At 63.0% G+C, this 10,970-nt stretch carries 12 protein-coding genes and 2 pseudogenes; 4 read left to right on the top strand and 10 right to left on the bottom strand.

The window, feature by feature from the left end:
• The 10 genes and pseudogenes from GJ629_RS10865 to GJ629_RS10820 all read right to left on the bottom strand — a co-directional run.
• Positions 1–314: pseudogene (locus GJ629_RS10865) on the bottom strand (hypothetical protein); the annotation flags it as partial.
• Positions 311–808, bottom strand: a complete 498-nt coding sequence (locus GJ629_RS10860; RefSeq protein WP_157513064.1) for a hypothetical protein — start codon at positions 806–808, stop codon at positions 311–313. The gene GJ629_RS10860 and the pseudogene GJ629_RS10865, both read right to left, overlap by 4 nt.
• A gap of 18 nt (positions 809–826) precedes the next feature.
• Positions 827–1,483, bottom strand: coding sequence for a hypothetical protein (locus tag GJ629_RS10855; protein WP_157513062.1), 657 nt, complete (start codon positions 1,481–1,483; stop codon positions 827–829).
• Positions 1,484–1,570: 87 nt separating this feature from the next.
• Positions 1,571–2,236: an archaellin/type IV pilin N-terminal domain-containing protein gene (locus tag GJ629_RS10850; protein ID WP_157513061.1), complete on the bottom strand. Its 666-nt coding sequence runs from the start codon at positions 2,234–2,236 to the stop codon at positions 1,571–1,573.
• A gap of 207 nt (positions 2,237–2,443) precedes the next feature.
• Positions 2,444–3,154: an archaellin/type IV pilin N-terminal domain-containing protein gene (locus GJ629_RS10845; protein WP_157513059.1), complete on the bottom strand. Its 711-nt coding sequence runs from the start codon at positions 3,152–3,154 to the stop codon at positions 2,444–2,446.
• Positions 3,155–3,348: 194 nt separating this feature from the next.
• A pseudogene (locus tag GJ629_RS10840) lies at positions 3,349–4,039 on the bottom strand (archaellin/type IV pilin N-terminal domain-containing protein).
• Positions 4,040–4,388: 349 nt separating this feature from the next.
• A complete protein-coding gene (locus GJ629_RS10835; protein WP_157513056.1) occupies positions 4,389–4,679 on the bottom strand; it encodes a hypothetical protein in 291 nt (96 codons plus the stop codon).
• A 72-nt stretch (positions 4,680–4,751) separates the two neighbouring features.
• Positions 4,752–5,087: a helix-turn-helix domain-containing protein gene (locus GJ629_RS10830; RefSeq protein WP_157513055.1), complete on the bottom strand. Its 336-nt coding sequence runs from the start codon at positions 5,085–5,087 to the stop codon at positions 4,752–4,754.
• Between the two features lie 114 nt (positions 5,088–5,201).
• Positions 5,202–5,930, bottom strand: a complete 729-nt coding sequence (locus tag GJ629_RS10825; protein ID WP_157513053.1) for an ATPase domain-containing protein — start codon at positions 5,928–5,930, stop codon at positions 5,202–5,204.
• A 78-nt stretch (positions 5,931–6,008) separates the two neighbouring features.
• Complete coding sequence (locus GJ629_RS10820) at positions 6,009–6,434, bottom strand: chemotaxis protein CheW (protein WP_157513052.1); 426 nt, start codon at positions 6,432–6,434, stop codon at positions 6,009–6,011.
• Positions 6,435–6,610: 176 nt separating this feature from the next.
• Here GJ629_RS10820 and GJ629_RS10815 point away from each other — a divergent pair, with 176 nt between their 5' ends.
• The 4 genes from GJ629_RS10815 to GJ629_RS10800 form a co-directional block, all read left to right on the top strand.
• Positions 6,611–7,687, top strand: a complete 1,077-nt coding sequence (locus GJ629_RS10815; protein WP_157513050.1) for a chemotaxis response regulator protein-glutamate methylesterase — start codon at positions 6,611–6,613, stop codon at positions 7,685–7,687.
• Position 7,688: 1 nt separating this feature from the next.
• A complete protein-coding gene (gene cheA, locus GJ629_RS10810; RefSeq protein ID WP_157513048.1) occupies positions 7,689–9,641 on the top strand; it encodes a chemotaxis protein CheA in 1,953 nt (650 codons plus the stop codon).
• Positions 9,642–9,680: 39 nt separating this feature from the next.
• Positions 9,681–10,496: a protein-glutamate O-methyltransferase CheR gene (locus GJ629_RS10805; protein WP_157513046.1), complete on the top strand. Its 816-nt coding sequence runs from the start codon at positions 9,681–9,683 to the stop codon at positions 10,494–10,496.
• The coding region (locus GJ629_RS10800; RefSeq protein WP_197428557.1) for a HEAT repeat domain-containing protein at positions 10,496–10,970 on the top strand (475 nt) is incomplete at its 3' end. The genes GJ629_RS10805 and GJ629_RS10800, both read left to right, overlap by 1 nt.

Raw genomic sequence — 10,970 nt, 5'->3', positions numbered from 1 at the left:
TTGCTCGACACCGGCAGCGCGAGATAGACCTGCCCGTAGTTGCGGCCGTACACGCGGCCGTCGACGAGATGTAACCCCGGCTGTGAGGAACCGAGCGTCAGGGAGTACTCGATTCGGGAGAGATAGAGGTGCCCGTCGGCGACGTTGACCAGCGTGTTCGCCACGGCGTAGCTGTCGGTGATGAAGAAGCCGACCCGCCACGTCAGTGCGACGAAACACAGCGTCCCGAGAAAGAGCCCAAAGCCCAATCGGTCACCGAAGAGAACCCGACGGACCGAGGCGAGACGGCGGCGCGCCGCGTCGCCGCCGTTCATCGCTGTTCCTCCACGGTGACGTTCCGGTCGTACACCGTCTGTTCGCCCGCGAAGCTCTGGACGGTCACGGTGACGCGCCCCTCGAAGGACTCATTGCTGGCGTCGGGCGACACCGCCACGTCACGCATCGACAGCCGGTACTGTCCGGGACTGTCTAGCGATTTCGTCACGCTCTCCTCGACGTCCAGTTCCGGGACGACGAGTCGGTAGACCAGCCGCGAGCGCCCGGTCGTCGACGCCACGTCGACGGTCGCCGCTGGCATCCTGACGTACCTGACACCGGTCCCGAACCGACCGTCCGACAGCGTCACGGACCCGGACAGCGACGCCGACTCGACGGTCGCGGTGCCGTCGCCGATGTCGGACTCCGCCGGCGGGTCGCCAAGGGGGACGACACCGAGCAGTGGCCCGGTCAGCAGTGTGCCGGTGAGAACGACCGCGACTGTCGCCGTCGCGGTCAGTTGCGCAGTCGTCGCCGGGTCAGGGAACTCCACGACTGGCCCGTCGCTCGCTCAGAACTTCAGTCCGTCGTCCTCGACGGCGTCCATCAGGTCCGCGATGGTGTCCTCGGGTCCGAGGCCGTTGTTCTGGACGGCCCGCTTGAGGCTCTCGGGCGGGTAGCGTATCGGGACGTTCGACTCCATCAGGAGGATACCGAGAATCTCCTCGACCGGCGTCTCGCGGTCGATGTTCTGTGCGCACCAGAGGATCAGGCTCTCGAAGGTCGTGACGACGTCGTTCGACATCATCTGTCGCTGCCTGACCGACCCGTCGAACTTCGCAGTGACGTCGAACCCGTACCGGGAGTTCACCCCGTCGAGTTCGGACTCGATCCAGTCGTGGACCTGCCCCTCAGTCATTTCCGGGGATTGTGTGGACTGAGACTCCGCCGGCCGGCGCTCCGCTTCGGACAGCGCCTCGGGGTCACGTGACGTTCCCTCCTCGGTCGATTGTGCGTCGGGAGCCGCGCCGGTATCGGCGCTGTCTGCGCTGTCGGACCGGGACGCGACGCCCGCCGCCGGGGACTCGTCGATAGGGTCGTTCGGGGAGACGACGTATCGGCCCTCCTCGAGTTCGGCGACGTGCTCGTCGTCCGAGAGGTCTAGCTCCTCCGGTGCGAGGACGCGGCCGTCGTCACGATCGGCGGGCTCGTCCTGCCCTCCTGCCATACTCTCACGTGCGTTACGAGCCACCATAATTCCGTCGGCGGTGTCGCCACTGGTTGGCGTCAAAAACGAAAGGAAAACTGCGGCAGTTTAGAGGTTGACCGCGGAGGTACCCGACAGCGACTGCGGGACAACCAGACGGACGTTGTTCGTCGCGCCCGACTGGGTCGTCAGCTTCAGCGTCACGACTTCACCCTCACCGAGGTGGTCGCTGAACAGGTATTCGCCGGTGTCCTGCGTCCACGCCACGTCGGTCGAGCCCGAGCCCGTGCCGTCGTCGAGGTCGAAGATCATCGTCAGTCGATCGTCCGGGTCGTTGAGCACCGGGGACGAACCGTCGGAATCTTTGAACGCCTCGATGTTGAACCGGCCGTCGGCCGAGGTCGCAGTCGTCGCGACTTCGTCGTAGACGAGGTTGAACGTCCCGCCGGACTCGACCCACGAGACGGTCACGTTCCGCAAGTCCACGTTCTCGGCACCCGGCGCCTGCTTGACCGTCAGGTCCACGTCGGTCACCTGACCGCTGCTCTGGTCGACTGCACCGGTCGCGGAGGCGACTTCTAGCCGGTTGGTCACTTGGTCGCCGGACTGCTGGCCAGCCGCTTCGGATTTCGACTGGAGGAACCCGGCCGTGTTGATCAGCACGCCCGCTGCAATCGCCGCGACGAGCACCATCGCGATGAACACGATGAGCGTCCCGATGCCGACCTGCCCGCGGTCCCATCGGCGTCGATCTGAATCTGAATTGTCAAACATTGGTTGTTCACGCCTGCTTCGCAGGCTCTACCACTCACTTTCGGAGCCTCCATATTAACCCTACCCCGCTAGTTATCACCCGTGAGAACGGCTATCCGGGCCAATAACGGGGAGTATTACTAGTGAAAACAGGGAGGGAATCCCCAGGAGGGAGAGCAGGAGCTGCCGCTATCCAACGTGGTACCCGAGAAGAAAGTGACGCGCAGTTTAGAGGTTGACCGCGGAAGTGCCCGACAGCGACTGCGGGACAACCAGACGGACGTTGTTCGTCGCGCCCGACTGGGTCGTCAGCTTCAGCGTCACGACCTGTCCCTCACCGAGGTGATCGCTGAACAGGAAGTCGTAGTTGTTCTCAAGGTTGCTCTCCTCCCAGTCGACATCGCCGCCTTGGCTGACGTCGGTGCTACTGTCGCTTAGCTGGCCAGTTCCCGGGTCAGCGTCAAGGTCGAAGACCATCGTGAAGCGGTCGTCCGGGTCGTTGAGCACCGGTGCCGAATCGTCCGCGTCCTTGAACGCCGTGACGGCGAACCGACCGTCGGCCGATGTCGCCGTGTGATCGACTACGTCCGAGACGAGTTTGTACGTCCCGCCGGATTCGACCCACGAGACGGTGACGTTCCGCAGATCCACGTTGTCAGCACCCGGCGCCTGCTTGACCGTCACGTCCACGTCCGTCACTTGGCTGGTGCCCTGATCGACCGATCCGGTCGCAGAGGCGACTTCCAGCCGGTTCGTGACCTGATCACCGGACTGTTGGCCGGCGGCCTCGGATTTCGACTGGAGGAACCCAGCCGTGTTGATCAGCACGCCCGCTGCAATCGCCGCGACGAGCACCATCGCGATGAACACGATGAGCGTCCCGATGCCGACCTGCCCGCGGTCCCATCGGCGTCGATCTGAGTCTGAATTGTCGAACATTGATGTTTCACGCCTGCTACACAGGCTCTACTACACTCTTCCGTACTATCCATATTAACATTGTCCCGTCAGTTATCACCTGTGAAAACAACTATAGCGGATCTGAGATGGAAATATTAGAGATTGAAACGTCAGAAGAGAGCGGCAGCTATCCGGTCAAGTCGACACGAAAACGAAAGGAAGACTGCAGCGATTTAGAGGTTGACCGCGGAAGTGCCCGACAGCGACTGCGGGACCACCAGACGGACGTTGTTCGTCGCGCCCGACTGGGTCGTCAGCTTCAGCGTCACGACCTGTCCCTCGCCGAGGTGGGAACTGAACAGGTAGTCGTATTGGCTGTCAAGGTTCCCGGTTTCCCAGCTTACGTCGTCTTCCGTACTGCTGGTACTAGCCGAGTCCGGGTCCGCGAGGTCGAAGACCATCGTGAAGCGGTCGTCCGGGTCGTTGAGCACCGGTGCCGAATCGTCCGCGTCCTTGAACGCTGTGACGGCGAAGCGACCGTCGGCCGACGTCGCTGAGGAGTCGACCTCATCAGAGACGAGTTTGAACGTCCCGCCGGATTCGACCCACGAGACAGTCACGTTCCGCAGGTCCACGTTCTCAGCACCCGGAGCTTGTTTGACCGTCACGTCCACGTCCGTCACTTGGCTATCGCCTTGGTCGACCGCACCCGTAGCGGAGGCGACTTCCAGCCGGTTGGTCACTTGGTCGCCGGACTGTTGGCCGGCGGCCTCGGATTTCGACTGGAGGAACCCAGCCGTGTTGATCAGCACGCCCGCTGCAATTGCCGCGACGAGCACCATCGCGATGAACACGATGAGCGTCCCCGATGCCGACCTGACCGCGGTCCCATCGGCGTCGATCTGAGTCTGAATTGTCGAACATTGGTGGTTCACGCCTGCTATGCAGGCTCTACTACTCACTTCTGGACTATCGGACATAAGGCTAGTCCACCGATTATCATCCGTGAAAAGCCCATATCTGGCCATCGATCCAGATATTATAGATGAAAAGATACGCTAGAGGGTTTGAGACCTACATTGCAGCCACCTCCCCGGAAATGTAAATAGGACATTGCTTGGAGGGGGCGACCAGACGATATCCCGACCGTAGTCGACAGCCTCTTCAGGGGAGTTGACCCGCAAAGACGGGCCTCAAAGTGGAGCAATCATCGGTCGTGAAGTCGACCTGTATCGGAGAGATTCGAATTACGAGTATCGAAAACAGTCCGTGATCAGGCGTCGTAGTTGACCAGACTGTACATCACGAAGAGGTAACCGAATGTCGTGAGACCGCTGTTGACGAGCAACAGCGACTGGGTCGTGGCGCCGTCGGCGGCGAAGTCCGTCAGGAAGGCACTGATCATCGTCGCGGCCGCGCCCGCGACGGCGAGCGAGAATCCGAGCGACAGATGGAGCATCGCGTTTCGAGACGTCTGCACGTACGCGCGCATCGCCATCCCGACCATCGTGAGCCCGGCCACGATGAACATCAGGGTCAAAACAGCGTAGACTAGTTCGATCATCGTCAGTAAGCGGGGCTACACCCCACCGAAGCATAAATATACCTTCGAAAATATCGGCCGTGATAATCGACGCTATCCTTCCGACAGCGTGCGCCACGCCTCGTCGAGTTTGTTCGTGACCTCCGAGCGCTCCTCGACGTCGATGGACATCGATTCGTCGAACTCGACGGTCACCGACTCGACGTTGCGACGGTACACCTTGATTCGCCGCCGGTCGTCCGAGAGGATACTGTCGTGGAGTTCGAGTAGACCGTGGTCAGTGAGTTCGTCGATCCGTCGGTAGCAAGTCGCGATGGGGATATCGAGCTCCTCGCTGAGATCCTGCGCTGACTGTGGTTCGTCAGTCGCGTCGAGAATCTCCGCACTGTACTTGTTTCCAAGTGTTCGGAGAAGACCGACTGAGGCCATATTATCACAATTTGATTTCGATATTGTTTAAACCTACCGCTTACACGGCGGTTCGCGGAATCGTAGCACGGGCGGTTTCAGAAGTGATACTGCGTCGGAGGTGCCGAATCGCCGTCACTTGATCGGCGACTCGCTGTCGTTCATCATCGAGAAATCGCTGGCGTTCTCGTGGACGGTGATCCCGCCCCAGGATATCTCCATCGGGAAGATGTCGGTCTCGATGTTCTGTTTGCGCATCTTCGCCACCCAGACGTATCGGTTGACGCCGGACTCCGTCGGCGTCTGGAGGAGGTAGATGTTCCCGTCGGTCAGGTAGTTCTCCAGTCCGATGTCGGTCTTGGGCATCACGCCGCCCTGCTCGTTGGTCATCAGCGTCGTCAGGCCGTTCTGTTTGAGGATGTCGGCGAACTTCAGGAGGTACGTGCGGCGCTCTTTCTCGTCGTCGAAAAAGAGGTTGAACATCGCAAGCGAGTCCAACACGAGGCGCTCGTACTCGCTGTCCTCGAAGTCGTCGAGCAGGAGGTCGAGCGAGGAAGAGAAGTCGTTCTCCCGCAGGAGTTCTTTCTTGTCGTAGACGAGGATGTCGCCGTTCTCGACGTACTCGGGCCACTTGTCCAGCCCGATGGACTCGGCCGCCTCCCGGAGGTCCTGTGCGTTCTCCTCGAAGGAGAGGTAGATGCCCTTCTCGTCGAACATATCGACGCCGTTGTAGATGTACTGCAGACCGAGGATACTCTTGCCGGCGCCGGGGTTGCCGCTCACCAGCGTCGTCGAGTTCTTTACGATACCGCCGTTGAGAATCGAATCGAGTCCGTCGATCCCCGTCTTTGTCAACTCAATCATTGTAGACGATCCCCGCCCGCGACGGTGATTAGCACTACCTCTGCGGGCTGAGTAAAAAAATCTTGTTGAACAGAGGGGTCAGTTCGTCCGGATCGCCGCCGGGTTGACCCAGATGACGAAGCCGTCGTCTCGTTTGACGATGCCGCGGATCGACTTCGTGTCGTCGCTCGCGGCCGAGGTGTCGACGTTTTCTGGTTCGACCTGACTCACTTGATACACCTCGTCGACGAGCCAGCCGACCGCGCCGTCCTCGGCTGCTATCTCGGGGTCGAAGACGATGATCCGCTGTTCGGCGCCCTCCGTGTCGATGTCGAAGACGACTTTCGGGTTGACGATCGACGTCGTCCGACCGCGGAGGTCCATCACGCCCTCGACGTGCGGGGCCGAGTTCGGCACCGTGGTCAACTCCCCGACGTCGACGATCTCGGTCACGTAGTCGATGCTGACACAGTACGTCTCCTCGCCGAGCTGGAACTCCAGCACCTGGTCTGTAACAGTTGACATATTGGGGTCGACTCCGGCGGTGTGGGTGCCTGAATCCACCCCACACAGGATGATAAGTGTGTCTCCTGTGCTATCAGGAATGATTACTGGGGCGGTGTATTTATTGTATCGCTGTGGGTACCACGAACCAGCGACGCCGACCGGTCGCGGTCGGCCACGGTGCGGGATCAGAGATTATGGCACACCCATCACAGACACGGGCCGTCGTCGCGGACGACTCACACTTCATGCGGAGTGTCATCTCGGACATCCTCTCGGAGGGGGGTATCGACGTCGTGGCACTGGCGAAAAACGGCCGGGAAGCGGTCGAGGCCGTCAGAGAGTACAGCCCCGACGTGGTGACGATGGACGTCGAGATGCCCGAGATGGACGGCATCGAGGCCGTCGAGCGGATTATGGCCGAGAACCCGACGCCCGTGTTGATGTTGAGCGCCCACACCGACGAGGACGCCGACGTGACCTTCCGGGCCCTCGAGAAGGGGGCCGTCGACTTCTTCACCAAGCCCGGCGGCGAGGTGTCGATGGAGATGTCACGGCTGAAAGACCAACTCGTGGACATCGTCCTCTCCGTCGCCGAGGCGACACCCGGCAAGGAGGTCCCGACCTCGCCGTCGGTGACAACGACGCCGGAGGGCGGCGTTACGCCGGCCCCCGCGGGACGGTACGTCGACCGCCCGACGCTGATCATCGGGTCCTCCACCGGCGGCCCGACAGTCGTCGAACAGGTTATGTCGACGCTCCCGGCCGACGCGAACCTCCGGATACTGATCGTCCAGCACATGCCGGACGGGTTCACCGGACGGTTCGCCCAACGGCTGGACGACCGCAGCGAGTACGAAGTCGTCGAGGCGCGTGACGGCGCGCGCATCAGCGACGGGCAAGCGCTGGTCGCCGCCGGCAGCAACCACTTGGAGGTCACGAACTACACCCACGGGACGCTCCGGGTCAGCCTGACGGACGACCCGCCAGTCAACAGCGTCCGACCGGCCGTCGACGTGACGATGGAGACGGCCGCAGCAGCGATAGACGACCCGCTCGTCGGCGTGATCCTCACCGGGATGGGTGAGGACGGTGCCGAGGGAATCCGGCGGATCAAAGAGCGCGGCGGGGCGACCATCGCCCAAGACGAGGCCAGTTCCGCCGTCTTTGGTATGCCCCAACGGGCCATCGAGACTGGCTGTGTCGACAGCGTCGAACCCATCGACACCATCCCGGACGCGATTCTCAGCATGATTTCACAGGAGGCACACTGACATGGACGACCAGTATCTGGACGCGTTCATCCGTGAGAGCGAGGAAGCGATCACGGAGCTGAACAACTCCCTGCTCGAACTCGAATCGGACCCCGAAAACGAGGGCGCGATGGACGCCATCTTCCGGACGGCACACACCCTGAAGGGGAACTTCGGGGCGATGGGGTTCGACGACGCCGCCGCCCTCGCCCACGCCGTCGAGGACCTGCTCGACGAGATGCGCCAAGGCGAGATGGCCGTCACTCCGGAGGTTATGGACCTGATCTTCGCCGGCGTCGACGACATCGAGGCCATCGTCAAGGAGATAGAGGACAGCGGCGAGGCGACGATGGACACCGACGCGATGGTCGCCGAAATCCGCGGCGTTATGGAGGGCGACGACGTGCCGACGACCGACGACGGCGGCACCGATGGGGCCGATGATACAGACGGCGCCGATGCCGACGCTTCCGAGTTGGTCGAGGGCGTCGACGTACCCGACGCCGAGGGACCGATATACCACGTCGAGGTGTCGGTCGGCGACAGCGACATGCCCGGCGTCGACGGGATGCTCGCGCTGGAGTCGATCGAGGCGGAACTGGACATCCTCGCGACCGACCCCGAGCGTGACGCCGTCGAGGACGGTGAGTACGAGGACACCTTCGCGGCGTTCGTCACGGGCGCACAAGCGTCGGCAGTCGAGGCCGTGATGAGCGCGACCGGGAAGGTCGAATCGGCGTCGATCACGGAGGTCACCGACGCCGTGAGCGGACCGGACGATGCGGCCGGGGAGGGCGTCGATACCGACGCGGCCGCCTCCAGCGGCGGCACCTCCGTCGACGAAATAAAGACCGTCCGAGTCGACGTCGACCAACTGGACGACCTCCACGGACTCGTCGAGCAGTTGGTCACCAGCAGGATCAAGCTCCGCCGGGCGGTCGAACAGGAGGAACTGGACTCGGCGGGCGAGACGCTCAACGAACTCGACAAGATCACCGCCAACCTCCAGAACACCGTCATGGACATGCGGCTGATCCCCCTTCGGAAGGTCGTCGGGAAGTTCCCGCGACTGGTCCGTGACCTCGCCCGCGACCTCGACAAGGAGGTCGAGTTCAACATCGAGGGCGAGGACATCGAACTCGACCGGACCATCCTCACCGAGATATCCGACCCGCTGATGCACATCCTCCGGAACTCGGTCGATCACGGCATCGAACCGCCCGAGGAGCGCGAGGCCGCCGGCAAGCCCCGCGAGGGGACCATCGAACTGTCGGCCTCCCGCGAGCGCGACCACGTGATCATCCAAGTCCACGACGACGGGGCCGGCCTCGACGTCGAGGGGATCAAGTCACAGGCCTTAGAGAAGGGAGTCCGGTCGGCCGACGACTTAGAGCGGATGTCCGACTCGGAGATATACGATCTGGTCTTCCACCCCGGGTTCTCGACGGCCGAGGAGGTCACCGACACCAGCGGCCGCGGCGTCGGGATGGACGTCGTCCACGAGACGGTGACGAAACTCGACGGTTCGGTCAACGTCGAGTCCACACCGGGCGAGGGGACGACCGTCTCGCTGCGCCTCCCGGTGACGATGGCCATCGTCAAGGTGCTGTTCGTTCAGGTCGGCGAGGAGCAGTACGGCATCCCGATCAAGAACGTCGACGAGATTACCAGCGCCACCGAGTCCCGGACGATAAACGGCGACGAAGTCATCAAGCACAACGACGAGATTTACCCGATCATCCACCTCGACGACGCCTTCGAGGTGCCCGGCGCCCACGCGAACGGCGACGGGATGCTCGTCCGCGTCCGGGAGTCCGAACGGAAGGTCGCCCTCCACTGCGACGCGGTCAACAGCCAGGAGGAGGTCGTCGTCAAACCGCTCGAGGGCATCCTCAGCGGCACGCCCGGCCTCTCCGGGACGGCGGTGCTCGGGGACGGCAACATCGTCCACATCCTCGACGTGGTGACCCTGTAATATGCACAGCGACGACGACACGACGCACGGGGTGGGCCGATGACCCGACGCTCGGGCTCCGAGCGCGGCTTCGACTACCTGCTTGAGTTCATCGGCGAGGAGATGGACTTCGAGTCGGGCTTCTACAACGACGCCTACATGGACCGGCGGATCACCGCCCGGATGCGCCGGACCGACACCGACAGCTACCGGGCCTACCGCCGGTTGCTCGAACGCGACGCCGACGAGCGCGAGGCGTTGTTGGACTCGCTGTCTATCAACGTCACGAGCTTCTTCCGCAACCCCGAGGCGTGGGAGCATCTCCGGTCGGTCCTGCGGGAGTTGACCGCCGAGAACCGCCGCGTCGAGGTCTGGAGTGCGCCGGCCGCCGACGGCCGTGAACCCTACTCCATCGCGATGCTCGCGCTCGACGACCCCGAGATAGACGCCAGCAGGCTCTCCATCCTCGGGACCGACATCAACCGCGACGTCCTCCGGCGGGCGCGTGAGGGCGTCTACGAGACCTCACAGACGACCGACATCGCCGAGGAACTCGAACCGCTGTCGTCGCTTTCCCCCTACATCGAACAGGACGGGTCGACGTTCACCGTCCGGGAGAACGTAAAGGAGATGGTCACCTTCGAACAGCACGACCTGATCCGCGGAGAGCCCAAACACGAGAAGGACCTCGTGCTGTGTCGGAACCTGCTCATCTACATCGACGCCTCCTACAAGGTCCCGATATTCGAGACCATCGTCGGGTCCCTCCGGGAGGACGGCTACCTCATGATCGGGATGACCGAAACCATCCCTGCGGAGATGCGCGGCGAGTTCGAACCGGTCGACAAGCAACACCGGATCTACCGCAAGCCATAATGTCTCTGTACCAACTCGAACGCGACGGCGACGTACAGGACATCATCGACGTCCTCCGGAGCAGCGACAACGCGGATATACGACAGCGTGCGGCGGGGTTGCTCGGGAACTTCCCCGACCACGACGACCGGGCGGACATCGTCTCGGCGCTGGTCCGGGCGGCCGAACAGGACGACGACGACGCGGTCACCGCGGCCGCCGTCGACTCACTGGAGGAACTCGGCGACGACGCCATCGACAAACTGATCGCCAGTATGGCCGGTGTCGACTTCGACGACGGCGCGGACTGGGTCCGGGCGAAGGCCTTCCGGAAGGCCCTCTCGTCGGACGTGCCGGAACTCCGGATGGCGGCCGCGAGCGGCCTCGGCCAGTACGGCGAGAACGACGCCCTCGAACCGCTCGCCGGGGCACTCGAAGACGGCGACCCACGGGTCCGCGCCCGCGCCGCCCGCGCCCTCGGGAAGATAGCCGACC

It is taken from the genome of Halapricum sp. CBA1109 (assembly GCF_009741825.1).
Classification (GTDB): Archaea; Halobacteriota; Halobacteria; order Halobacteriales; family Haloarculaceae; genus Halapricum.
Note: the sequence above shows the minus strand (reverse complement) of the source record. Positions and strands in the feature narration are given on the sequence as shown.

Coding starts and splice junctions, on each gene's coding strand:
- GJ629_RS10805 (WP_157513046.1), top strand. CDS start 9,681: ATGACCCGACGCTCGGGCTCCGAGCGCGGCTTCGACTACCTGCTTGAG.
- GJ629_RS10830 (WP_157513055.1), bottom strand. CDS start 5,087: ATGGCCTCAGTCGGTCTTCTCCGAACACTTGGAAACAAGTACAGTGCG.
- GJ629_RS10825 (WP_157513053.1), bottom strand. CDS start 5,930: ATGATTGAGTTGACAAAGACGGGGATCGACGGACTCGATTCGATTCTC.
- GJ629_RS10845 (WP_157513059.1), bottom strand. CDS start 3,154: ATGTTCGACAATTCAGACTCAGATCGACGCCGATGGGACCGCGGGCAG.
- GJ629_RS10855 (WP_157513062.1), bottom strand. CDS start 1,483: ATGGCAGGAGGGCAGGACGAGCCCGCCGATCGTGACGACGGCCGCGTC.
- GJ629_RS10850 (WP_157513061.1), bottom strand. CDS start 2,236: ATGTTTGACAATTCAGATTCAGATCGACGCCGATGGGACCGCGGGCAG.
- cheA (WP_157513048.1), top strand. CDS start 7,689: ATGGACGACCAGTATCTGGACGCGTTCATCCGTGAGAGCGAGGAAGCG.
- GJ629_RS10815 (WP_157513050.1), top strand. CDS start 6,611: ATGGCACACCCATCACAGACACGGGCCGTCGTCGCGGACGACTCACAC.
- GJ629_RS10835 (WP_157513056.1), bottom strand. CDS start 4,679: ATGATCGAACTAGTCTACGCTGTTTTGACCCTGATGTTCATCGTGGCC.
- GJ629_RS10820 (WP_157513052.1), bottom strand. CDS start 6,434: ATGTCAACTGTTACAGACCAGGTGCTGGAGTTCCAGCTCGGCGAGGAG.